Origin of the sequence: Pseudomonas sediminis (assembly GCF_039555755.1) — a bacterium.
Lineage (GTDB): Bacteria > Pseudomonadota > Gammaproteobacteria > Pseudomonadales > Pseudomonadaceae > Aquipseudomonas > Aquipseudomonas mendocina_D.
Genome location: NZ_CP154631.1, coordinates 3,442,677 through 3,465,218, shown reverse-complemented (window position 1 = coordinate 3,465,218; position 22,542 = coordinate 3,442,677). Strand labels below are relative to the sequence as shown.

At 63.7% G+C, this 22,542-nt stretch carries 15 protein-coding genes; 11 read left to right on the top strand and 4 right to left on the bottom strand.

Annotated features, from left to right (window positions below; all coding sequences use genetic code 11):
* Positions 1–4: 4 nt before the first annotated feature.
* Positions 5–244 carry a sulfurtransferase TusA family protein gene (locus AAEQ75_RS16245; RefSeq protein WP_013716292.1) on the bottom strand — a complete coding sequence of 80 codons (240 nt, stop codon included), beginning with the start codon at positions 242–244 and terminating at the stop codon, positions 5–7.
* A 108-nt stretch (positions 245–352) separates the two neighbouring features.
* On the opposite strand from AAEQ75_RS16245, the gene AAEQ75_RS16240 reads away from it, so the two are divergent.
* Positions 353–1,786 carry a M48 family metalloprotease gene (locus AAEQ75_RS16240; protein WP_343349731.1) on the top strand — a complete coding sequence of 478 codons (1,434 nt, stop codon included), beginning with the start codon at positions 353–355 and terminating at the stop codon, positions 1,784–1,786.
* A gap of 187 nt (positions 1,787–1,973) precedes the next feature.
* On the opposite strand, the gene AAEQ75_RS16235 is transcribed toward AAEQ75_RS16240, so the two are convergent.
* On the bottom strand, positions 1,974–6,815 hold the full coding sequence (locus tag AAEQ75_RS16235; RefSeq protein WP_343349730.1) for an NAD-glutamate dehydrogenase: 4,842 nt from the start codon (positions 6,813–6,815) through the stop codon (positions 1,974–1,976).
* 413 nt (positions 6,816–7,228) lie between these two features.
* Here AAEQ75_RS16235 and AAEQ75_RS16230 point away from each other — a divergent pair, with 413 nt between their 5' ends.
* From AAEQ75_RS16230 to AAEQ75_RS16185, 10 genes are all read left to right on the top strand, one after another.
* Positions 7,229–9,112, top strand: coding sequence for a methyl-accepting chemotaxis protein (locus tag AAEQ75_RS16230; RefSeq protein ID WP_343349729.1), 1,884 nt, complete (start codon positions 7,229–7,231; stop codon positions 9,110–9,112).
* A gap of 151 nt (positions 9,113–9,263) precedes the next feature.
* Complete coding sequence (locus AAEQ75_RS16225; protein WP_343349728.1) at positions 9,264–10,016, top strand: 5-oxoprolinase subunit PxpA; 753 nt, start codon at positions 9,264–9,266, stop codon at positions 10,014–10,016.
* Positions 10,013–10,726: a 5-oxoprolinase subunit B family protein gene (locus AAEQ75_RS16220; RefSeq protein WP_343349727.1), complete on the top strand. Its 714-nt coding sequence runs from the start codon at positions 10,013–10,015 to the stop codon at positions 10,724–10,726. Before AAEQ75_RS16225 ends, AAEQ75_RS16220 begins: the two co-directional genes overlap by 4 nt.
* Complete coding sequence (locus AAEQ75_RS16215; RefSeq protein WP_343349726.1) at positions 10,723–11,649, top strand: biotin-dependent carboxyltransferase family protein; 927 nt, start codon at positions 10,723–10,725, stop codon at positions 11,647–11,649. The genes AAEQ75_RS16220 and AAEQ75_RS16215 overlap by 4 nt, the downstream gene beginning before the upstream one ends.
* Before the next feature lie 193 nt (positions 11,650–11,842).
* A complete protein-coding gene (locus tag AAEQ75_RS16210) occupies positions 11,843–12,802 on the top strand; it encodes an AAA family ATPase (RefSeq protein ID WP_003460622.1) in 960 nt (319 codons plus the stop codon).
* 139 nt (positions 12,803–12,941) lie between these two features.
* Entirely contained in the window at positions 12,942–13,889 is a 948-nt protein-coding gene (locus AAEQ75_RS16205) for a DUF58 domain-containing protein (protein ID WP_343349725.1), read from the top strand.
* Positions 13,886–14,380, top strand: a complete 495-nt coding sequence (locus AAEQ75_RS16200) for a DUF4381 domain-containing protein (protein WP_143505380.1) — start codon at positions 13,886–13,888, stop codon at positions 14,378–14,380. The genes AAEQ75_RS16205 and AAEQ75_RS16200 overlap by 4 nt, the downstream gene beginning before the upstream one ends.
* On the top strand, positions 14,373–15,377 hold the full coding sequence (locus AAEQ75_RS16195) for a vWA domain-containing protein (RefSeq protein ID WP_343349724.1): 1,005 nt from the start codon (positions 14,373–14,375) through the stop codon (positions 15,375–15,377). Before AAEQ75_RS16200 ends, AAEQ75_RS16195 begins: the two co-directional genes overlap by 8 nt.
* Positions 15,374–17,137, top strand: coding sequence for a VWA domain-containing protein (locus AAEQ75_RS16190; RefSeq protein ID WP_343349723.1), 1,764 nt, complete (start codon positions 15,374–15,376; stop codon positions 17,135–17,137). The genes AAEQ75_RS16195 and AAEQ75_RS16190 overlap by 4 nt, the downstream gene beginning before the upstream one ends.
* The gene (locus AAEQ75_RS16185; protein WP_343349722.1) at positions 17,134–18,774 is read left to right on the top strand and encodes a BatD family protein; all 1,641 of its coding nucleotides are present in this window, start codon (positions 17,134–17,136) and stop codon (positions 18,772–18,774) included. The genes AAEQ75_RS16190 and AAEQ75_RS16185 overlap by 4 nt, the downstream gene beginning before the upstream one ends.
* Positions 18,775–19,019: 245 nt before the next feature.
* Here the strand turns inward: AAEQ75_RS16185 and AAEQ75_RS16180 are convergent, their stop codons facing one another.
* Together AAEQ75_RS16180 and AAEQ75_RS16175 are read right to left on the bottom strand one after the other, a co-directional pair.
* Positions 19,020–21,374: an efflux RND transporter permease subunit gene (locus tag AAEQ75_RS16180; protein ID WP_106735524.1), complete on the bottom strand. Its 2,355-nt coding sequence runs from the start codon at positions 21,372–21,374 to the stop codon at positions 19,020–19,022.
* A gap of 18 nt (positions 21,375–21,392) precedes the next feature.
* Positions 21,393–22,487 (bottom strand): YCF48-related protein, encoded by a 1,095-nt coding sequence (locus AAEQ75_RS16175; protein WP_430523422.1) that lies wholly within the window; start codon positions 22,485–22,487, stop codon positions 21,393–21,395.
* Positions 22,488–22,542 lie beyond the last annotated feature (55 nt).

Sequence of the window (22,542 nt, the reverse complement as noted above, 5' to 3'; positions counted from 1 at the left end):
TGGCTCAGGCCTTACGCAACCAGTAACGATAAATACCCGCGTCGACCTCTTCATGCAGCAGCGCATGCCCGGCGAGACTGGCGAACGCGCGAAAGTCGCGCTGCGAGCCGGCATCGGTGGCGCTGACCTTGAGCACGGCGCCACTGGCCAGGCGATTGAGCTCGAGCTTGGCTTTGAGCAAAGGCAGCGGGCAGTTCAGCCCGCAGGCGTCGAGTTCGGCATCGAAGGCCGGTACGTCTGTCATCATCTACTCCTGATAGGTCGGCTAGGATACCCAAGCCGCCGCAACCCTGGCCAGCGCGGTATCTGGCCGGCTACAGTAACGCCTTTGCCTCCCGAGAGCCCTGAGTGCATGACTTTTCTGCGCCCCACCCTGCTGACGCTGGCCTGCCTGTTCGCCGCCCATACGGGTGCCAGTGATCTGCCGTCGCTAGGCGACGCCAGCTCCTCGATCGTCTCGCCCCAGCAAGAACACCAGCTCGGCCGTGCCTGGCTCGGCCTGCTGCGTGGTCAGGTTTCGCAACTGGACGACCCGCAACTCAAGGATTTCGTCGAGTCCAGCGTCTATCGCCTGTCGGAAACCAGTCAGCTGCAGGACCGTCGCCTGGAGTTCGTATTGCTCAACAGCCCGCAGCTCAACGCCTTCGCCGCCCCCGGCGGGATCGTCGGGGTCAACGGTGGCCTGTTCCTCTATGCCCAGACCGAAGCAGAGTACGCCTCGGTCATGGCCCACGAATTGGCGCACTTGTCGCAGCGCCACTTCGCTCGTGGCGTCGAAGCGCAGCAACGCATGCAGTTGCCACTGATGGCCGCCATGCTTGCCGGTATCGTCGCCGCTGCGGCAGGTGCCGGTGATGCGGGTATCGCCACCATCATGTCGACCCAGGCCGCCGCCATTCAGGAACAACGGCGCTTCTCCCGGCAGAACGAACAGGAGGCCGACCGCATCGGCCTGGTCAACCTGGAAAAGGCCGGTTACGACCCACGCGCCATGCCGCTGATGTTCGAACGGCTTATGCGTCAGTACCGTTACGACGCCAAGCCGCCGGAATTCCTGCTGACTCACCCGGTGTCGGAATCGCGTATCGCCGATACCCGCAACCGCGCCGAGCAGTACCCCGCCACGGGCCGCGAAGACAGCCTGCGCTACCAGTTGATGCGCGCCCGCGTACAGCTGACCTATGAAGAGACGCCGGGCGTTGCTGCCAAGCGCTTTCGCGCCATGCTCGACGAGAACCCGCGCATCGATGCCGCGCGCTACGGCCTGGTCCTGGCGCAGATGAAAACCGGTCAGCTCGCTGAAGCCGTTGAAACCCTGGCGCCGCTGCTCAGCAAAAGCCCGGACGACATCACCTACAACCTGGCGCAGATCGAGCTGGATATGGCGTCCAACCGGCTGGACGCTGCCGAGCGTCGTCAGGAGCGCATGTTCGCCCTCTACCCGAGCAATTACCCGTTGCAACAGGCCCGTGTCGACCTGCTTCTCAAGCAGCGGCGCATTCCCGATGCCGAGCGTGCGCTGGACAATCTGCTCAAGACTCGCGCCAAGGACCCGGACGTCTGGTACCAGGTCGCCGAGGTGCGTGGCCTGAGCGGTAACACCATCGGCCTGCACCAGGCACGCGCAGAGTTCTTCGCCCTGGTCGGCGATTACAACCAGGCTATCGAACAGCTGGATTTCGCCAAGCGCCGCGCCAGCAACAACTTCCAGCTGGCTTCGCGCATCGATGCCCGTCAACGCGAGCTTTCCGAAGAAAAACGCCTGGTCGAGCAGATGCTGCGCTGATCCGGAGCATAGTGGTGCGCAAGGCGCACCCTACCCGTCGCCCATGGCAGCACCGTAGGGTGCGCTGCGCGCACCAATATCGGCGAGGTAGCCCGGATGCAATCCGGGCGGCGAAAGCTTGTGAATACAGCACCACACAAAGAAAGAGCCCCGCACTTGGCGGGGCTCTTTTATTTCAGCGGACGGCTCAGGCGCTTTGTGCCAGGTCCATCAGCTCGCGGTTGGCCACCGCGTACATGGCGTAGTCGGTGCCGGTGGCCGAACGCAGCTCGACCAGCATTGCCTTCCAGCGGTCGACCAGGCGTTGATGCTGGTCGAGCCACAGCGCCACGCGCGCCTCGATCTCCTGCGGGCCCTCGGCCATCTGCAGCACCGACACGGTGATCGCACGCTGCTGCCAGTCCAGATCGTCACGGAAGGCTTCGCGGGCCAGCGCCTGCCAATTGGTTTCCACCGGCAGGTTGGTGATCTGCTGCAGGTACCAGGACAGCTCCAGCGCACCGCCGACGGCGAAGTAGGCCGTCGCCACTTCGCTGGTGTCCTTGCCGGTGACGTCCGCCGCTTCGATGATCGGCAGCAGGGTGTACAGGTGGCTGGTGCCGGCGACCACACGCGCCAGCTCTTCCGGCGTGCCGGCTTCGACGAAGCTCTGGTAACGCGCCAGCCACTGTTCGCGGGCCGGGCCTTCGAGCAGTTCGTCCAGACGGCCGACCAGCGCTTCGATACGCGGTGCGAAATGCGCCACGTCGCGCGCGGCATCCAGCTCGTTGCGGCGGCTGCGCAGGAACCAGCGGGTGGCACGGCGTCCCAGGCGCATCAGCTCGTCCATCAACTGCAGTTGCAGTTCGGCCGGCACCTTGTAGTCCAGCGCCTCGATCTGCGCCCACCAGTGCGGCAGGCGGAACAGATCACGCACGATGACGTAGGCGCCAGCGACGTTGGCCGCGCTCATGCCGGTGGACTCCTTCAAGCGCTGCACGAAGGTGATGCCCATGTGGTTGACCAGGTCGTTGGCGATCTGCGTGCTGACGATTTCGCGCTTGAGGCGATGACGGCGCATGGCGTCGCCGAACTTCTCGGTGAGGATCGCCGGGAAGGCGGTTTCCATCTCGCGCGCCAGATACTCATCGTCCGGCACCAGGGACTTGAGCAGCGACTCCTTGAGGTCGATCTTGCTGTAGGAGATCAGCACCGACAGCTCTGGTCGGGTCAGGCCCTGGCCGTTGGTGGCGCGCTCGTTCAGTTCCTCGTCCGATGGCAGGAACTCCAGGGCGCGGTCGAGTTTGCCGGCGCTTTCCAGCGCATTCATCAGTCGCTTGTACTCGCCGACGCGCTCACGGGCGCGACGCTCGGCCAGCGACAGAGCCTGGGTCTGCTTGTAGTTGTTGCCCAGGACCAACTCGGACACGTCGTCGGTCATCTCGGCCAGCAGCTTGTTGCGCTGTTTCTCGGTCATGTCGCCACCGGAGACGATCTCGCCGAGCAGGATCTTGATGTTCACTTCATGGTCGGAGCAGTCCACGCCGCCGGCATTGTCAATGAAGTCGGTGTTGCTGGCGCCGCCGTGCAGGCCGAACTCGACCCGACCGAGCTGGGTCATGCCGAGGTTACCGCCCTCGCCCATCACCTTGGCGCGCAGTTCGCGACCATCGACGCGCAGGGCGTCGTTGGCCTTGTCGCCGACGTCGCCGTGGCTTTCCTTGCTGGACTTCACGTAAGTGCCGATGCCGCCGTTCCACAGCAGATCGACCGGTGCCTTGAGCAGCGCATTGAGCAGCTCGGTGGGCGCCAGCTTGTCGGCGGCGATGTCGAAGCGCGCCTTCATCTGCGGGGTGATGGCGATGCTCTTGGCGCTGCGCAGGAAGATGCCACCGCCATCGGAAATCAGCTTGACGTCGTAATCGGCCCAGCTCGAACGCGGCAGCTCGAACAGGCGCTTGCGCTCGACGAAGCTCTTGGCGGCGTCCGGGTTCGGGTCGATGAAGATATGCATGTGGTTGAAGGCCGCTACCAGTTGCAGGCTTTCCGACAGCAGCAGGCCATTGCCGAACACGTCGCCGGCCATGTCGCCGATGCCGATCACGGTGACGTTGTCCTTCTGCACGTCAATGCCGCGCTCACGGAAGTGACGCTGCACCGAAACCCAGGCGCCCTTGGCGGTGATGCCCATGCCCTTGTGATCGTAGCCGGCCGAACCGCCAGAGGCGAAGGCGTCACCGAGCCAGAAGTCATATTCGGCGGCGATGCCGTTGGCGATGTCGGAGAAGGTCGCGGTGCCCTTGTCCGCCGCTACCACCAGATAGGGGTCATCGGCGTCGTGGCGCACGACGTTCTGCGGCGGTACTACCTCGCCTTCCTTGAGGTTGTCGGTAATGTCGAGCAGGCCGCTGATGAAGATGCGGTAGCAGGCGATACCCTCGGCCATCACCTCGTCACGCGAACCGCCGACCGGCATCTTGCGCGGTACGAAGCCGCCTTTGGCGCCCATCGGCACGATCACCGCGTTCTTCACCTGCTGCGCCTTGACCAGGCCGAGCACTTCGGTACGAAAATCCTCTTCGCGATCCGACCAGCGCAGGCCGCCACGGGCGACGTCGCCGAAGCGCAGGTGCACACCCTCGACGCGCGGGCTGTAGACGAAGATTTCGAACTTCGGCACCGGGCGCGGAATATCCGGAATCAGCCGTGGGCTGAGTTTGAAGCTGAAATAGGACTTGGCCGCACTGCTGGCATCGGCCTGGAAGAAGTTGGTGCGCAGAGTGGCTTTGATCAGGTCCAGGTAGCGACGCAGGATGCGGTCTTCGTTGAGCACGGCGACATTGTCCAGCGCAGCCAGGATGGCCTGCTCGAGCTTCTGCTGCTTGTCCTCCAGATCATCGGCAGTGAGCTTGCGCGCCAGGTAGAACCGGGTGCGGAACAGGCGCACCAGTTCCTTGGCGATATCGGCGTGGTTGACTAGGGTGGCGGCGATGTAGCTCAGCGAGAAACCCAGGCGGATCTGCTTGAGGTAACGCGCATAGGCACGCAGCAGCGCCACGTCGCGCCATGGCATGGCGGCGGTCAGTACCAGGCGGTTGAAGGCATCGTTCTCAGCAGAGCCACCGACGATATGGATGAAGGCATCCTGCAGGGTGTCGTTGAGCTGCTGGATGTCGACGTCCAGACCTTCGGCATAGGTGAAGGCGAAGTCGTGAATCCAGAACTCGCGGCCATCGGCACGGCGCAGCTTGTAGGGGAACTCACCGAGCACACGCAGGCCGAGGTTCTCCAGAATCGGCAGCACGTCGGATAACGGCAACGGCGTATCGGCGTGATACAGCTTGCAGTGCAGTTGCTGATCGCCCTGCGCCAGTGGCTGATAGAAGCTCATCACCAGCGGCTTGTCGTTGCTCAGGCTGAGCAGGTGCTGCATGTCCACCACCGCCGAGTGCGGGGCGAAGCGCTCGCGGTAACCGGCCGGGAAGCCACCGGGGAATTCGGCCAGCACGTTGGTGCCCTGGGCTTCGCCGAGGCTTTCCACCATCAGGCTGGCGTAGTCGTCCTTCCACGAACGGCAGGCCTGGATGACTTCCTTCTCCAGACGCACGGGGTCGATCTGGGTCTTGTTCTTCGGATCGACGCGCAGGATGAACTGCACACGTGCCAGCACCGACTCGGAGAAGAAGGTCCAGAACTCGCAGTCGGTGGCCTGCAGGCGCTCCATCAGCACCTGCTGGATCTTCATCCGGGTTTCGGTGGAGTAGACGTCACGCGGCACGTAGGCCAGGCAGTAGCAGAAGCGGCCGTAGGGATCGCGACGCAGGAACACACGGATCTTGTTGCGCTCCTGAATCTGCACGATGGAAAGCGCGGTATTGAACAGGTCGTCCACTGGCGTCTGGAACAGATCGTCGCGCGGTAACACCTCCAGTACCTGGGCCAGCTCCTTGCCCAGGTGGGCGCTGCTGTCGAAGCCGGAACGCTGCTTGATCACGTCCACCTTGCGGCGGATATAAGGGATGTTCCACACGCTTTCCGCGTACACCGCCGAGGTGTACAGGCCCATGAAGCGGCATTCCTTGATCACGTTGCCCTTGGCGTCGAGTTCGCGGATGGAAACGAAATCCGGGTAGGCCGGGCGGTGCACCCGGCTCGGCACTGCAGCCTTGGCGAAGGACAGCAATTGCGGTTCGCGCAGATAGGCCACCGCCTCCGGCTCGATATGCAGTTCCTCGGCGGACAATCCGGTGCGCAGGCGCTTGGACAGACCCAGCAGGGATTTCTCGTCGTAGACCATGGTGCCGCCGTCGGCGGTCGGCGCGACGGTGAACTCTTCATAGCCGAGGAAAGTGAAGTGGTTGTCCAGCAACCAGTTCAGGTACACCTTGATTTCGTCCAGCTCGGTCTTGTCCACCTTGAGCTTGGCGCGATCCAGCCAGGCCAGCAGCTCGCGTGCCTTGGCCTTCATAGGCTGGAAGTCGGCGACGCTCATGCGCACGTCACCAAATACCTCGTGGATGGCTTTCTCCAGGGTTTTCAACTCGGCAGCACTGGAGCAGCGGTCGATCTCCAGGAACATTAGCGCTTCTTGCAGCACGCCCTCGCCCTGGGTGCCGCGCGGCAGGATCTCCAGCAACTGGCCATTCTGGTCACGGCGTACGCTGAATACGCTGTTCTGCAGCGTGTGGATGCTGTAGCCATGGCGGTTCAGTTCCATGCGCACCGAGTCGACCAGGAACGGGATGTCACCATGGAGGATTTCCACCGCGGTGTGGGTGGACTGCCAGCCATGCTTCTCGTAATCGGGGTTGAACGCGCGTACCTGCGGCTTGGCGTGATCGAACTGCTCGAGCATGCGCCAGGCCGACAGGGTGCAGCCGACAAGGTCAGACAGGCGCCGCTGGGTCAACTCTTCAAGGGCGATGATGCCGAAGAACTGTTCGGCGAAAAGGGCTACTTGTGGCAGCGCCCGCTCACTCACGTGTTGTGCCAGGGCCGCTTGCAGTTGGTGCTGGAAGTCGGCTTTGCTGGCCGCCGTAAAGAACGCCATGGTTTTGCTCCATTGGGCTAGTGGCTCGACAGGAGGTCTGGATCGCTGCCGTGAGGTGTTAGTTCAACGTTAGTCCATGAAGCGACAATGACACTTGCGAGTCGCATGCGGACTGGCGTGAAGAGCGCGACCGACGGGTCACACATAACCAGCGAGCTTAACGAGGGATGGCCTGCAACCGCTTGCGGCGCTGCGACATTTTCTTTCAAGGCTGCATCGACACGGTGCATTGCCGATGGAGCCCTGCGCAAGCTGAAGGCCCCCATCCTCAGCAGGCCTTCGACGGGAGGCGAATGCGCACTCAAACTTGAGCCGAATGTAAAAGGCCACGTTAGCCATAGACTTTTCTTCAAGTTGTATGACAACTTGCCGACTCCTGAGAATCATCCTGAAGAAGATGGCGAGGCGTTATCGTGAGCTTTTTACTGTCCTGGCAACAAAAATTCCGAGCCCTTATCGCGCTCACCCTGATCAGCCTGGTCTTGATGGCGGCCGCTTCTCTGTGGGCCAGCCATAGCGTCAGCAGTGCATTACAGGCAAGGGAACAGGCAGCCGCCTATGTCAGCGCCAGCACTCAGTTGATGAACCACTGGTGGCAACAGAACGCGTTGCGCCAGCAGATCACCCCCGACCTGCAGCAAGCGTTCAATGACGGCCTTGGTGAATTGCAAGATCTTGTCGGACAACTGTTAACACAAGCCCAGGCCCTAGAAGATGACGCCACCTTGCAACACGCCCAGCAGATCCAGGCCGTGCTGCTTGAGGAACTGGCACAACAGCGCCAGTGGCTGAGCCTCAATCAGACCCTGGGGCTGACACCTTTCGAGGGCCAACGCAAAACACTGACGGAAAAAGGCAAGGCGTTGGAGGCGATCAGTTTCGACCTGATCAAACCCTTCATTACCAGTGCCCTGAGCAGCCAGCGTGATTATCTGTCGACATTCGATCCAGCGTTCGCCCAGATTGCTCTGACGGCCATCGGCAAACTGCAGGAGCAAATCGCGGATCTCGAATGGCAAGACACGCCGATCGGCAAGAACGTGCAGGGCTATGCCCAAGCGTTCACTGATATCCACGGCAACATCCAGCGCATCAACGCGACCAATCAGCGCCTGCGCCAACTCGGCGAGCAATTGCAGACGCGCATTGACGAGCAAGCGCAAGCACTGCAGAGCGGCCTGTTATTGCGCCGCACGCAGGAAGCCGAACAGGCGCGCCTGTCGGCACTGTGGATGATGGGGCTGAGCTTCCTTGCCGTTGCTGCCCTGCTCTGCTTCACCCTGCTGCAGGCGTCGCGCACGCTGGTCACCCGCCTGCGCAATGCCACCCAGTTGCTCACTCAGGTCGCTTCCGGCGATCTCACCGGCAAGCTGCCGGTAGGCAGCAACCCGCGTGACGAATTCAACCAGTTGGCCGAATCCGCCAACCGCATGATCCAGGGCATCGGCGGCATCGTTGCCGAAGTGGTGCGCGCCAACGGCGAGCTGAGCCGCCTGCACCATCACCTGGGCGATGCCATGCGCCAATTGGGTGACAACAGCACCCAGGTGGAGATACAGACCGAGCAGGCTGCCTCGGCCTCGCATCAGATCAGCGCCACCCTCAACGACATGGCGCAACGCACCGCCGAAGTCGGCACCGCCACCACCAGCGCTTACGATGCCGCGCGCGATGGCGGCAAGGTAATCGCTGCCAGCGTCGACAGCATGAGTCGCCTGGCGCAGCTGATTCAGGACACCCACAGCCAGGTCGATGCTCTCGGCCAAAGCAGCGCAAGGGTCAACGGCATCGTCGATGTGATCAACAGCCTCGCCGACCAGACCAACCTGCTCGCTCTCAACGCGGCCATCGAGGCGGCAAGAGCGGGTGACGCCGGCCGCGGCTTCTCGGTGGTGGCCGATGAGGTGCGCTCACTGGCGCAGAAGACGGTCTCGGCAACCACCGACATCAGCGCCATCGTCGGCGAGTTCCAGCAGCAGACCCGTCACATGCACCAGTTGATGAGCAATGGCCTGAACCTGGCCGCCGACAGCGAGCGACATGCTGCTCAGGTAGCCGACGCCATCAGCTCCATCACCTCGGCGATGGAGCGCCTGACCGGCGAGATGAACCAGGTCGTGGTGGCCATCGAGGAAGTGTCCACCACCACCGAAGACATCGCCGACAAGATGGAAACCATCAACGTGCATACCGGGCAAAGCAAGGACCTGCGCCATACCCTGGGCGGCCATACCGAGGGGCTGTCGTCCCAGGTCGATGCATTGGGACGCAGCGCCAGTCAGTTCCGACTGGCCTGAGCCCCATCGACTTTTCCTATATAGGGTGCACGTTCTAATTAGTTGGACGCCTCAGGCAGGTCGTTGAAAAATGACCGCCATGGATGACGGCTACGGCCGTCGCAAGCCGTGCCAGCACCGGCCTATCGCTGCCTGCCTGAGGAGCTCCCGCGTGAACGATCTGCTTCTGAACTGTGACATCGGCGAAAGCTTCGGCGCCTGGACCATGGGCCTGGACGCCGAGGTCATGCCCTACATCGACTGCGCCAACATCGCCTGCGGCTTCCACGCTTCCGACCCCAGTGTGATGCGCAAGACCGTGGCCCTGGCCGTGGCTCACGACGTACGCATCGGGGCGCACACCGCCTATCAGGATCTGGTCGGTTTCGGCCGTCGCTCGATGGACTGCACGCCGCAGGAAGTCGAAGACCTGATGCTCTATCAGATCGGTGCACTGGAAGGCATCTGCCGCAGCCAGGGTACCCACGTCAGCTACGTCAAACCGCACGGCGCGCTGTACCAGGACATGATGCGCAAGCCCGCCACCCTGCGTGCAGTGATGAGTGCCGTGGCCAAGTACAACCGCCACCTGCCGCTGATGCTGATGTGCACCCGCGACAACAGCGCGGCGCAGGCCCTCGGTGACGAATTCGGCCTTACCCTGTGGTTCGAGGCCTTCGCCGACCGCGCCTACGATTCCGCCGGTTTCCTGGTCAGCCGCAGCCTGCCGGGCGCTGTGCATCACGACAGCGAAGTGATCGTCAGCCAGGCGATCACCCTGGCGCGTGGCGAGGCACTGCAGGCCAGCGACGGCAGCGCGCTGCAACTGAACGCGCAGACCCTGTGCGTGCATGGCGACAACGCCAGCTCGGTGGCTGCCGTACAGCGTATCCGGCAGGCCTTCGACGGCCTGACACAGGCATGAAGGCGCCCAACGTCCGGCTGGAAGTCGCCGGCATCGACAGCCTGATCCTGCGCCTGTTCGACTTTATCGATGAAGCCAACATGCCGTGGATGCTGGCAGCGCGCACGCGCCTGCAGGAGGTTTTCGGCAGCGCACTGATCGACCTGGTGCCCTCCTACACCACCCTGCTGTTGCACTACGACCTGTGCCAGCTCGACAGCAAGCAGGCGCGGGCAAAGGTCGCCGAAGCATTCGACGGTTTGCAGCCTGCCGACCTGCAAGGCGGCCGCGAACACCAGTTGCCTACCTGGTACGACCGCAGCGTCGGCCCGGAGCTGCAACTGCTGGCACGCCGTAGCGGGCTCAGCGAAGCCGAAGTGATCACCAGTCATAGCGGCCATGCCTACCAGGTGTTCGCCCTGGGTTTCGCCCCCGGTTTCGCCTTCATGGGCCTGGTCGAGGAAATCCTCGCTGCGCCACGCCTGAGCACACCGCGCAAGCGCATCGCCGCCGGTAGCGTCGGTATCGCCGAGCGGCAGACAGCCGCCTACCCGGTGGTTTCGCCCGGAGGCTGGAACCTGATCGGACGCACGCCCAGTCGTCTGTTCGGCAGCGATATCGAAGGCTACAGCCTGCTGCAACCCGGTGACCGGGTGCGATTCGTAGCCATCGACCGCGCCGAGTTCATCCGTCTGGGCGGCGACGACAGTCCGCTGGAGGCCAGCCAATGAGCGCCCTTGATGGCGGCTTGCGTGCATTGCGCAGCAGCCCTTTCGTTCAGTTGCAAGATGGGGGACGTTTCGGCGTACGTCACCTTGGTGTGACCCAGTGCGGGGCCCTGGACTGGATCGCCCATCGCTGGGCCAACTGGTTACTGGGCAATCCGCTGACTGCCGCCGTGGTGGAGATCACTCTGGGTAATGTCGAGTTCGAATGCAGCCGCGACGCCACCCTGGCGCTAACCGGTGCCGACCTCGGTGCACGGCTGGACGACCAGCCGCTAACACCGTGGCGCAACTTCGCAGTGCGCAAAGGCCAGCGCCTGAGCTTCGCCCAGCCGCGCCAAGGCGCGCGTGCCTACCTGGCAGCACCGGGTGGATTCCAGGCACCCTTGGTGCTCGGCAGCTGCGCCAGCATGCTGCGCGAAGGGCTTGGCGGCCTGCTGGGCGATGGCCGTGCCATTGCTGTCGGCGACTCGCTGGGCTGGACCGCTGCCGCTGGCGCAACGCGGCAGATGCCCGCCGAATTCATTCCCGAGTATCAGGCTGCGCCTCGCCTGCATCTGGTACTGGGCGCGCAAATTGGCGACTTTCGCGGGCAGAGCCTGTTCGACGCCTTCAACAGTGAATGGCTGATCGACCAACGCGCCGACCGCATGGGCATTCGCCTGAACGGTCCGCAACTGCAATGCCAGCGGGGCTCGATGATCTCCGAAGGCATCCCCTTGGGCGCCGTACAGGTGCCACCGGACGGCCAGCCGATCATTTTGCTTAACGACCGCCAGACCATCGGTGGCTACCCGCGCCTGGGTGCGCTGACGCCACAGGCCGTGGCTCGGCTGGCGCAATGCCTGCCAGGGCAAACCGTACACCTTGTCCCCACCACGCAGGACAGCGCCCTGCTAACCCAGCGTCAACTCCTCGCGCAGTGGTAATAGCGCCGAGTCGCAATGGCCCACCTGCGGCAATGGCGGGTCATTGCGGCGCTGGCGATCAGCCTCTCATTTCTGTTGCCAGACTGTTCATGAACAGCGCCGCAGATAGCGGCTGAAGCCGCAAATGCATTAAAGTCGGCGGTCTGCACGCGCGGCAATCAAAGCCCCGCCCATCCGCCAGAAGAGCCCTACGATGGAACACCGTGAAGCGCTGGTCGCGTTACGCCAATTTCTCTCCACTCAGATCCTCGGCCAGGAAAAGCTCATCGAGCGTTTGCTGATCGCGCTGCTCGCCGATGGCCACCTGTTGGTCGAAGGTGCCCCTGGTCTGGCCAAGACCAAGGCGATCAAGGAGCTGGCCGAAGGTATCGAGGGCGAGTTCCATCGCATCCAGTTCACCCCGGACCTGCTGCCAGCAGACATCACCGGCACCGAGATCTACCGCCCGGAAACTGGCAGCTTCGTGTTCCAGCAGGGGCCGATCTTCCACAACCTGGTGCTGGCCGACGAGATCAACCGCGCCCCGGCCAAGGTGCAGTCGGCGCTGCTCGAAGCCATGGCCGAGCGCCAGGTCTCGGTCGGACGCTCGACCTACGATCTGTCGCCACTGTTTCTGGTCATGGCCACGCAGAACCCCATCGAGCAGGAAGGCACCTACCCGTTGCCGGAAGCGCAACTCGACCGCTTCCTGATGCATGTGAAGATCGGTTTTCCCGACGCGGCCGTGGAGCGCAAGATTCTCGCCCAGGCCCGCGGCGATGCGCTCAATGGTGAGGCCAAGCCCGAGCACCGGGTCAGCCAGCAGGCGGTGTTCGCCGCACGCAAGGAAATCCTCGGCCTGTACATGGCCGATGCCGTGGAGGAATACCTGGTGCAACTGGTCATGGCCAGCCGCACCCCGGCCAAGTTCGACGCCGAGCTGGCCGACTGGATCGCTTACGGCGCCAGCCCGCGCGGCTCCATCGCCCTCGACCGTTGTGCACGCGCTCATGCCTGGTTGGCCGGGCGCGACTTCGTCAGCCCGGAAGATATCCAGGCGGTGCTGTTCGACGTGCTGCGCCACCGCATCATCCTGTCTTTCGAGGCGGAAGCCTCGGGGGTCGATCAGGATCGCGTGATCCAGCGCATCCTCGACGTGGTGGCGGTGGCCTAAATGCCATATTGCGCGCTTGTCTCCCCTCTCCCGCTTGCGGGAGAGGGGTCGGGGGAGAGGGCAGCGAAACGCTCCACCCTCTCCCCAGCCCTCTCCCATGAATGGGCGAGGGAGCACGGCAAGATGGCGTGAGACCGATATGTCCAGCCCAACCCCGATACCCGACATCCATATCGCCCTCGGCGAGCTGATCGACATGCGCCACAAGGTGCATGAGGTGCCCCTGTTCTCCACCCCGGCCCGCCGTAGCCCGCTGATCGGCCTGCATCACTCCAAGCTGCGCGGCCGCGGCGTGGACTTCGACCAAGTGCGCGTCTACCAGCCGGGCGACGATGTGCGCACCATCGACTGGCGCGTCACCGCACGTACCCAGGAGCCGCACACCAAGCTGTTCCACGAAGAGCGCGAGCGTCCCATCTTCATCATCAGCGAGCAGAGCCAGCGCCTGTTCTTCGGCTCCGGCCAATGCTTCAAGTCGGTGCTGGCCGCTCGCGCCGCTGCGCTGATCGGCTGGGCCGCGCTGGGTCACAACGATCGCATCGGCGGCCTGGTGTTCGCCGACAACGAGCATCACGAGGTCAAGCCACGGCGCAGCAAGCAGAGCCTGCTGCAACTGCTCAACCTGATGGCCCGCGCCAACCAGGCGCTCGGTCCGGAAAGCCAGGCCAACACGAACCGCGACAATTTTGGCCTGGCCCTGCGTCGCGCCCGCGAGGTGCTGCGCCCCGGCAGCCTGGTAATCGTGCTCTGCGACGAACGTGCCCTCAGCGACAACGCCGAACAGCAACTCACCTTGCTCGCACGCCACACGGACCTGTTGCTGCTGCCACTGTCCGATCCGCTCGACCACGCCTTGCCGGCCGCCGGCCTGCTGCGCTTCACCCAGAACGGTGCGCAGTTGGAGCTCGACAGCCACAATGGCGACCTGCGCCAGGCTTATCGCACCCAGGCCCAGGCCCGCGAGGCGCGCTGGCAACGCCTGGCACAGAAGCTGGGCGTGCCGCTGCTGCCGCTGAGCACGCAGTTCGAACTGGTCGAGCAATTGCAGGAGCAGCTCAGCAGCCTGCACGCGAGAAAATCCCTATGAATCCCATCGACCAGTTGCAGCCGCTGATCGATCCAGCGCCCGTGCCCTTGTGGCCGCCGGCCCCCGGCTGGTGGTTGCTCGCCGTGCTCTTGCCACTGCTGGGTTGGGGACTGTGGCGCTTGCTGCGCAATTGGCGACGCCGTCCGCCAAAGGTGGCCACACAGCAAACACTCGACCCACTGCGCCAGGCTGCGCTCGACGAACTGGCGCGTCTGAGCAAGCCCTTCGACGGCGCCCCGGCCGGCCCCTGGCTGCAGCAGCTCAACGCCCTGCTCAAGCGCCTGTGCCGCGAACGCTATCCCGAGAGTGCCAGCCACACCCTGAGCAGCCGCGCCTGGCTGGCGTTTCTCGATAACCGCTGTCCGGCGGCGGGTCTGACCCGCTGGATGATACTCGTCGACGGTAGCTACAGACCGCAGTGCACGTTGAGCGACAAGGCCATAGTGGAGCTCGATCAGGCCATCGCCACCTGGATTCGCAAGCATGTTTGAGTTCGCCTGGCCCTGGGTCTTTCTGCTCGCGCCGCTGCCCTGGCTGCTGCGTCTGCTGCTGCCGCCGGCCGACAGCGGTGATGCGGCGCTGAGCGTCGGCTTTCTCGACGAGTTGCAGGCCCTGAGCGGGCGTCGCGCCCGTGCTGCCCTGCCCAGCTGGCGCCAGCAAGCGCCGCTGGTGCTGCTCTGGTGCCTGTTATTGTGCGCTGCCGCCCGGCCACAGTGGGTCGGCGAACCGCTACCGCTGCCGGCCAGCGGCCGCGATTTGCTGCTCGCCGTGGATGTCTCCGGTTCCATGGATTACGCCGACATGCAGTGGGATGACGAGCCAATCAGCCGCCTGGAGCTGGTCAAACGCCTGCTCGGCGATTTCATCGAAGGTCGCCGTGGCGATCGCGTTGGCCTGATCCTGTTCGGCAGCCAGGCCTATCTGCAGGCGCCGTTGACCTTCGACCGCCACACCGTACGCACCTGGCTGGACGAGGCGCTGATCGGCATCGCTGGCAAGAACACTGCCATCGGCGACGCCATCGGCCTGGCAGTCAAGCGCCTGCGCCAACGTCCGGCGCAAAGTCGCGTGCTGGTGCTGATCACCGACGGCGCCAACAACGGCGGCGAAATCGATCCGATGGTGGCTGCACAACTGGCCGCCGATGAAGGTGTGCGTATCTATGCCATCGGCATCGGCGCAGACCCACAGCAAAGCGGTGCATTCGGCAGCTTCGGCTTCAGCGCGTTGGATCTGGACGAAACCAGCCTGCGCGCGATCACGGACGTCACGGGCGGTGAGTATTTCCGCGCACGCAATCAGGCCGAGCTGACCCAGATCGAACAGACCCTCGACCGCCTCGAGCCCGTCGCCCAGCAACCCACCCTCGCCCGCCCGGCCCAGGCCCTCTATGCCTGGCCACTGGCGCTGGCGCTGCTGGGCTCGCTGCTGCTGGTCAGCCAGGTGCTCTGGCCTGACCTGCTACAGCGGCTCAGGAGGCGCGCATGAGCCTGCTCTGGCCGGAATGGCTGCGCCCATTGTGGCTGCTGGCCGCGCCCTTGCTGGCCTGGCTGCTCTGGCGCCTATGGCATCGCGAGCGCCAGAGCGGGCGCTGGCAACTGTTGCTGCCCCCTGTATTCCATCAGGCGCTGCTCAAGGGCGGCAGCGGCCGCTCCAGCAAGCTGCCCTGGCTGGCACTCGGCCTGGCCTGGCTGCTCGCCGTACTGGCGCTACTCGGCCCCAGTTGGCAGCGCGTCGAGCAGAGCAACCAGAAGCCTGCCGACCCACTATTGATCCTGCTCGAACTGACGCCGCAGATGCTCGCAACCGACGGCCGGCCCAATCGCCTGGAGCAGGCTCGGCGCAAGCTGCTCGACCTGCTCGAAGCCCGTCGCGACGCGCAGACGGCAATCATCGTTTACGCCGGCAGCGCCCACAGCCTGGTGCCGCTGTCCGATGACCTGGCCACCAGCCGCAACCTGCTTGAAGCGCTGAAACCGTCGCTGATGCCGGAGCCGGGCCGACGCGCCGATCTGGCCGTCGCGCGCGCGCTGCAACTGCTCGACCAGGCACAGCTGGGCCAGGGCCGCCTGCTACTGATCACCAGCGCCCTCGATGACGAGGAACGCAGCGGTATCCAGCAGGCATTGGAGAAACGCTCGGTACCGCTGCTGGTGCTCGGCGTGGGCAGTCGCGAAGGCGCACCAGTGGTGCAAGAGGACGGTAGCTTCCTCAAGGACTCGCGCGGCGCCATCCTCATTCCGCGCCTGGATGCACGCGGCCTGCGGGAAACCGCCGAGGCCCATGGCGGTCGCTATGCGACGATCCGCCTGGACGACGACGACCTGCGCCGCCTGAGCCTGCTCGATGGCCCACAGGCAATGCGCGCGGCAGGTGAGCCGACCTTGCTCGACAGCCATATCGACCAGGGCTACTGGCTGCTGCTGCCACTGCTATTGCTGGCCGCCTGCGCCGGGCGCCGCGGCTGGCTGTTCTGCCTGCCACTGCTGCTGATGCTGCCGCCACAAAACAGCCAGGCCTTCGAATTCGACGACCTCTGGCTGCGCCGCGATCAGCAGGGCCAGCGCCTGCTGGAAGCACAACGCCCTGACGAAGCCGCCCAACGCTTCGTCGATCCGCAGTGGCAAGGCAAGGCTCTCTATGAAGCCGAGGATTACTCTGCCGCCGCAGAGCGTTTCGCCAAGGGCGACAGCGCCATCGATCACTACAATCGCGGTAACGCCCTGGCCAAGGCCGGTGAACTGGAAGCGGCGCTGGATGCCTATGAGCAGGCCCTGGAACGCCAACCGGAGCTGGCTGCCGCGCAGCACAACAAGGCCCTGGTGGAAGAAGCGCTGCGCCAACGCGAGAATCAGCAGCAATCCGGCGAGGGTGACTCGGCCGAGCAGCAAGCACCCGACGACGATCAGGCCGAGCCGAAGGAATCCACGGCCGGCCAGCCCGCCGACAGCACCGCTGCACAGCCTACCCAGCCGAGCAGTAGCGGTGAAAACAGCGAGAGCAGCGCAGTACAGGGCAGCGCGAATGGCGCCGGGGAAGACAGCCAACCCGACAGCCACACCGACAGTGCCTCCCCGGACGATGCAGAGCCCGTTGAGCAACCCCGCACGGAAGCCGACCTGGGCACCGCGGCAGAACGTCGGCAAGCGCTGGAACAATGGCTGCGGCAGATCCCGGACGACCCGGCGGAGCTGCTGCGGCGCAAATTCTGGTATGAACAGCAACAGCGTCAGGACTCGAACCGATGAAGCGTCTGGTCTTCCTGCTTCTTCTAGTGCTCGCGGGGCAGGCCCATGCCGAAGCCTTTTTCGCCAGCGTCGACCGCACTCGCCTGAGCGAAGGCGAAACCGTGGTACTGACGCTGGAGTCGACTGACCCGACCCGCTTCGGTCGACCCGACCTGAGCCCGCTGGAGAAAGACTTCGAGGTACTTGGCAGTCGCCAGGTCAACCGTCTGAGCAGCATCGGCGATGCACCGCGCGCCAGCACTCGCTGGATCCTCACCCTGCAGCCGCGCCGCAACGGCGAGGTGACAATCCCGGCAATCCGCCTTGAAGACGCCGAAACCCTGCCAATCACGCTGAATGTCGAGGCAGCCGTCAGCGCAGGCGATGGCGAACAACTGGCACCGGTATTCATCGATGCCAGCCTCGATCAGGACAACGTCTACGTCCAGGCTCAGTCGGTGCTGACCCTGCGCATCTACCACTCGGTGTCTATGTACGACGACAGCAGCCTGACGCCGCTGCGGTTGCCCGATGCCCGCGTCGAACAACTGGGCGAACCGCGCACTTACGAAAAGAGCATCGGCGGCGTGCTGCACGGCGTGATCGAACTGCAGTACGCCATCTACCCGCAACGCAGCGGCGAGCTGGTGATTCCCGGACAGACCTTCAGCGCCACCCTGGTCGACCGCTCGCGCAGTACCGACTTCCTGCCATTCGGGCCGCGCACCGGCAAGGTCTCACGGGTCAAGTCCCCCGACATTCCGCTGCTGGTCAAACCCAAGCCGGCTGACTACCCGCCTGACGCGCCCTGGCTGCCTGCACGTGCACTGGGCCTGGCGGAAACCTGGAACCCGCAACCGGAGCAGAGCCAGGTCGGCGACTCACTGACCCGCCGCCTGATTCTCAAGGTCGACGGACTTTCCAGTGCCCAGCTGCCGCCATTGCCGGCGACCCAGGTCGATGGCCTGCGCCGCTACCCGGATCAGCCGCAGATGAGCGACCAGAAGAGCGAAACGGGCATCATCGGCACCCGCGAGGAACGCGAGGCGCTGGTGCCCAATCGCAGCGGCAGTTTCGACCTGCCGCCTCTGGAAGTGCTGTGGTGGAACACCCAGACCGACACACTGGAGCGCACCACCCTCTCCGCCCGCACGTTGAAGGTCGCGGCAAACCCGCAACTGCAGAACGATGAACAACCCAATACACCGATGGTGACGACCCAGGTGATCGAGGGGCCGAACCTGTGGCCCTGGCAGTTGGCCTGCGCGCTCTTGAGCGTAACCACGCTGCTCGGCTTCGGCTTGTGGTGGCATGCCCGCCGGCAACCGGCGATCCAGCGCGCGGCACAGAGCGGCCCCAGCCCGCGCACGCTGCTCGACGACATCAAGCGGGCCTGCCAGGCCGGCGATGCCCAGGCCACGCGCCATGCACTCGACGCCTGGGCCCGTCAGCAACCGGAAACCCTCGCCGATATGGCCGCACGCTACGTGCCGCTGTCTGACGCCCTGGACGGTCTTAATGGCGCGCTGTACAGCGAAGTTGGCCAACAGTGGCAAGGCGAGGAGCTGTGGAAGGCGATTCGCAACCTGCCCGCCACACAGGAACCAAGCACTGCGCCGCAGGAAAGCAGCGCGCTGCCGCCGCTGTATCCACGCTAGCGCTGCTCTCGCGGGCATCGAAGCGAACCCCACGCTGCGCGTTCGGATCACGGCGACAACGCCAACGTGGCAAGCGCCTACGGATTGCAGTGGCCCCACAGAACTGTAGCTTGCCGGCGATACACCCTATGGCTGCAATGATCGCCAGCAAACTGGCTCCTACAAAGCGCACAGCGGAAACATACCGATAGCCCATAAAAAAACCGCGACCCAAGGACCGCGGTTTTCGTTCTACGCGATAGGCATCAAGCCTTGGCGCGCATTTTCTCGGTGTTGATCAGGAAACGAGCCAGGGCCGGCAGCAGCCAGATCGCACCGATCATGTTCCACAGGAACATGAAGGTCAGCATCAAGCCCATGTCGGCCTGGAACTTGATCGCCGAGAAGATCCAGGTCGCCACACCGATGGCCAGGCAAACGCCGGTGAACAGTACCGCCTTACCGGTAGACTTCAGCGTCTCGTAGTAGGCTTCCTGCAGCGGCATACCCTGGCGCAGGTAAGTCTCCAGACGGCTGTAGATGTAGATGCCATAGTCGACACCGATACCCACACCCAATGCGATCACCGGCAGCGTGGCGACCTTCACACCGATACCCATGAAAGCCATCAGCGCGTTACCCAGCACCGAGGTCAACACCAGTGGCAGGATCACGCAGAGGGTCGCAGCCAGCGAGCGGAAGGTCAGCAGACACATGATGCTCACCGCCGCGTAGACGGCGATCAGCATGGTGGTCTCGGACTCGGCGATTACCTCGTTGGTCGCGGCTTCGATACCGGCGTTACCGGCAGCCAGTACCACCTGAAGGTCGTCAGTGGTGTGCTGCGCAGAGAACTCTTCAGCCGCAGCCACGGCGCGCGACAGGGTCTCGGCCTTGTGGTCTTCGAGGAACACCAGCACCGGCGCCACCGAGCAGTCGGCGTTGTACAGGCCTTCGGCACGGGCAATGGAGTTGTTCAGTACGTCCTGGTTACGCGACAGGGTTTCCCATTTCAGGTTGCCCTCGTTCATGCCCTTGATCACCTGCTTGGACACGGTGACCATGGAGATGGCCGACTGCACGCCCTCGGTGTTCTCCATCTTCCACATCAGCTCGTCCATGGCGGCCAGGCTGTCATAGGTAGAGCAGCCTTCGGGGCCGGTCTTGATCATGACTACCAGCACGTCGGAACTGGTCGAGTAGTTGCGGATGACGAAGTCATTGTCCAGGTTGTAGCGCGAGTCCGGATGCAGTTCCGGCGCGCCCTGATCGAGGTCGCCGATCTTCAGGTTCTGCCCGTACCAGACACCACCAGCCAGCGCCACCACGGCAACGACAACGGAGATCGGTGCCACCATCGGATGGGCGAAGTTGGAAATGGCGCGCCAGACCGGATGATCCTTGGCAGCCTCCTCGCGGCTCTTCTTCACCGCACGGTTGCCGATACCGATATAGGAAATCACGACCGGCAGCAGGATCAGGTTGGTGAGGATGATCACCGCCACACCCATCGATGCGCCGATGGCCAGTTCGCGGATCACGCCGATATCGATCAGCAGCAGGGTAACGAAGCCAACTGCGTCGGACAGCAGCGCCACCAGCCCCGGGATGAACAGTTGGCGGAACGCCATGCGCGCGGCGGAGAGTGCATCGGTCGCCTCACCCGATGCCATGGCGATGCCGTTGATCTTCTGCACGCCATGGGAGATGCCGATGGCAAATACCAGGAATGGCACCAGCATCGAATAGGGATCGAGACCGAAGCCCAGGGTGTGCAGCAAGCCCAGCTGCCAGATCACCGCGACCAGCGTGGTGACCAGCACCGCCAAGGTGCTCTTGACGCAGTGGGTGAACCACAGCAGCAGCACGAAGGTGATGCCAATGGCCACGGCAAAGAACAGCGCCACACCGATCAGGCCATCGATGAGATCACCGACCTTCTTGGCGAAGCCGATGATATGCACCTTGACGTTGGGATTCTGCGCCTCGTACTTCTGGCGAATCTTGTCTTCAAGCTCGTGAGAGAACTTCTGGTAGTCCAGCTTGATCAGCTTGCTCTGATCATTCGGGTCCGGGTAGGACTCGAGCAGCGGAATATCGACGATGCTGGACTTGAAGTTGTTCGCCACCAGGCGACCGATCTGACCGGACTTGAGGATGTTGCTACGCAGATCCTCAAGGCTGTCTGCAGAACCGTCGTAGGTCTGCGGGATCACTTCGCCGCCGGCGAAGCCCTCTTCGGTCACTTCGGTCCAGCGCACGCTCGGACTCCACAGCGACTTCAGACCGGAGCGGTCGACGCCAGGAATGTAGAACGCCTCGTCATTGATCTGCCGCAGCGTTTCCATGTATTCCTTGCTGAAGATGTCACCATCGGTGGCTTCCACCGAGATGCGCACCGTGTTACCCAGGTTGGCCAGGTCATTACGGTGTTCGAGCATCTTCTGAATATAGGGGTGCCCCAGCGGAATCATCTTCTCGAAACTGGTCTGCGGGCGTACCTGGGCAGCCTGATAGAACAGGAAGATGCTGATCAGCAGGCAGATCAGGATCACCGCCGGGCGATTGTTGAAAATCAGCCGTTCAAGGAAGGAAGCAGGCTGTTGTTGGTGCTTGGTCATGCAAAGGCTCCCGGCTTGTTATTGTTGGCCCAGATCGGCGCCAGTCGAGGCGGCGAGGTGAACGCCGCCCTGCCCCACCAGGATCAGGTTGCCGTTATCCAGTGCAGCTACCCCGGCCAGCGAAAGGCGGTCGGGACGGTTGATCAGGCTGAAAGTCTGACCGTGATCCTTGCTGCGCAACACGGTGCCACCGTGCCCTACCACAGCGACGTTGCCATCATTGAGCAGCGCGCCATCGGCCAGACCGAACTCCAGCGGACCATTGTTCGGCGTATTGAGTTTGACCTGCTGCCAGCTATCACCGAAGTCGGTGGAACGGAACAGGTGGCCGCGCAGGCCGTAGGCCAGCAAGGTGGCCGACTGGTCGGTGCCGAGCACGCCGAACAGCGAACCCTCGTAGGGCAGATCCTCGATGCGTTCCCAGGTCTGGCCCCAGTCAGCGGAGCGGAACATCTGGCCCAGCTCACCGACGATAAACAGGCCCGAGTCCTTCACAGCGGCAATGGCATTGAGGTGATAGGCGTCTTCGTTGTCGAGACGATCGCTGGCGTCTTCCCAGTTCTGGCCACCATCGTTGGTTTCCAGCAGCGCGCCATAAGCGCCCACGGCGTAGCCGGTCTCAAGATCCTTGAACCAGATATCCAGCAGCGGCGCCTCGCGTTCGAGGTCTTCGTACTGCTTGGTCCAGGTCAGGCCGCCATCGGTGGTCGCGAGGATCTGCGCATCGTGACCGACGACCCAACCATGCTGCGCATCGACGAAGAACAGGGAGGTCAGCATCTGGCGAGTCGGCACCTTGGCCTGCTGCCAGCTTTGCCCCTGGTCGTTGGAATAGAGAATGTGGCCACGGTCGCCAACGGCAACCAGGCGCTCGCCGGTGTTGACCACATCGAGCAACAGGCTGTGCACGGCCTTGGGCGACTCGATGGCGAAGCCGGCATCAGCCGCAGCCGAGGTCTCGGCCTGCAAGGGTGCGGCAGCGAAAGCCAGAATGGAAAGCACACTGCACAGCGAGAGCGCTTTAGCCAGCGGCGAATGGACACGGAGCGCCGATTTGCGCGCCAGGATGGGCGCCAGACCGGACTGGGTGCGCCGCATGACGGGCTCACTCATATACCTTCCCCCTTTCTTGTTATAGGCGGTACTGCTGATTAGCAGGCCGCTCATC

Excerpts from the sequence above, each read along its gene's own strand:
- AAEQ75_RS16220 (WP_343349727.1), top strand. The coding sequence starts at position 10,013 with ATGAAGGCGCCCAACGTCCGGCTGGAAGTCGCCGGCATCGACAGCCTG.
- AAEQ75_RS16180 (WP_106735524.1), bottom strand. The coding sequence starts at position 21,374 with ATGACCAAGCACCAACAACAGCCTGCTTCCTTCCTTGAACGGCTGATT.
- AAEQ75_RS16205 (WP_343349725.1), top strand. The coding sequence starts at position 12,942 with ATGTCCAGCCCAACCCCGATACCCGACATCCATATCGCCCTCGGCGAG.
- AAEQ75_RS16215 (WP_343349726.1), top strand. The coding sequence starts at position 10,723 with ATGAGCGCCCTTGATGGCGGCTTGCGTGCATTGCGCAGCAGCCCTTTC.
- AAEQ75_RS16185 (WP_343349722.1), top strand. The coding sequence starts at position 17,134 with ATGAAGCGTCTGGTCTTCCTGCTTCTTCTAGTGCTCGCGGGGCAGGCC.
- AAEQ75_RS16190 (WP_343349723.1), top strand. The coding sequence starts at position 15,374 with ATGAGCCTGCTCTGGCCGGAATGGCTGCGCCCATTGTGGCTGCTGGCC.
- AAEQ75_RS16210 (WP_003460622.1), top strand. The coding sequence starts at position 11,843 with ATGGAACACCGTGAAGCGCTGGTCGCGTTACGCCAATTTCTCTCCACT.
- AAEQ75_RS16235 (WP_343349730.1), bottom strand. The coding sequence starts at position 6,815 with ATGGCGTTCTTTACGGCGGCCAGCAAAGCCGACTTCCAGCACCAACTG.
- AAEQ75_RS16240 (WP_343349731.1), top strand. The coding sequence starts at position 353 with ATGACTTTTCTGCGCCCCACCCTGCTGACGCTGGCCTGCCTGTTCGCC.
- AAEQ75_RS16195 (WP_343349724.1), top strand. The coding sequence starts at position 14,373 with ATGTTTGAGTTCGCCTGGCCCTGGGTCTTTCTGCTCGCGCCGCTGCCC.
- AAEQ75_RS16175 (WP_430523422.1), bottom strand. The coding sequence starts at position 22,487 with ATGAGTGAGCCCGTCATGCGGCGCACCCAGTCCGGTCTGGCGCCCATC.
- AAEQ75_RS16245 (WP_013716292.1), bottom strand. The coding sequence starts at position 244 with ATGACAGACGTACCGGCCTTCGATGCCGAACTCGACGCCTGCGGGCTG.
- AAEQ75_RS16200 (WP_143505380.1), top strand. The coding sequence starts at position 13,886 with ATGAATCCCATCGACCAGTTGCAGCCGCTGATCGATCCAGCGCCCGTG.